Origin of the sequence: Moraxella nonliquefaciens, from assembly GCF_001679005.1 — a bacterium.
Classification (GTDB): Bacteria; Pseudomonadota; Gammaproteobacteria; order Pseudomonadales; family Moraxellaceae; genus Moraxella; species Moraxella nonliquefaciens.
The window spans coordinates 1-1,035 of record NZ_LXTW01000031.1 but is presented as its reverse complement, the minus strand read 5'-3'; the positions used below and the strand labels follow the sequence as shown (position 1 = coordinate 1,035).

Below are 1,035 nucleotides of genomic sequence, written 5' to 3'. Positions count from 1 at the left end.
AACAACAGCCGATAGTATTTTTTATCAATCCAATGATTTTGTCGGATATTCCCATGTTCAAAAGCTAGTCCCTATTATTTATAAAGATAAATGGACAAAGAATTGCTTATTATTTTTCATGATTGTGTTTAAAGCAAAAGCAAAATTAATGAATTTTGATTATGTAAATAAATTTACTAGAGAAAATGCATTAAACTTACTTATTAAATTACCAGTAAAAAATAACATTCCAGACTGGGAATACATGGAAAAGCACATTGAATGTTTATATTTGATAGAAAAAGATAGTATTTCTGCCATTGCAAATCATATAAATAACCCTCTAGAGAAAAATATTTCATTAAAAGGCTGGAAGCGATTCCATTTATACGATAATGAAATGTTTGATATAGATATGGGAACAAAACTAGATAAAATTAAAATGACTAGTGTTAATCCAACCATTAATTTTATCGGAAGGGCTAATAAGAGTAACGGAATTACTGAGTGTGTTGATGAGATTAGTGGTTTAAAACCTTATGAAGCAGGTAATTTAACTTTGTCACTTGGGGGAGAATATCTTGGGTCTTGTTTTATTCAGCCATCTCCATTTTACACAAGTCAAAATGTTGTAGTTTTAAAACCCAAATGGCAAATGTCATTCAATGTTAAAATGTTTATTGCTATTATGGTATTTAAAGAAAGTCAATTGTACTACAAAGCTTTTATTGACGAACTCAATCGACATATAAAAACCGATTTTTCTATTTATTTACCAACTAAAAATGATGCACCTGATTGGCAATATATGGAAGCTTATATAAGCTATTTATTTCAGCAACAAAGTAATACTCTACAACATTTAGTTTAAAATATATACATAAGCAACCTCGTAGGGTTGCTTTTTTCTTGCAAATCGATCAAAACTTGCTCTAAAATATTTCCCACTTTAAGCAAATTTTCTCGTTTGCTTTTTTTATATTTAATTCGTTCAACCAATTTAGCAAGAGAAACATGACTTATTGGCTACAAAACAATAAGTTGAAAGTTGATTAT

Annotated in this window: 1 protein-coding gene; it reads left to right on the top strand. The window is 28.5% G+C overall.

The window, feature by feature from the left end:
- Nucleotides 1-850: restriction endonuclease subunit S (locus A7456_RS07020; protein WP_067009056.1), on the top strand; the 850-nt coding region annotated here is incomplete at its 5' end.
- Nucleotides 851-1,035: the final 185 nt, after the last annotated feature.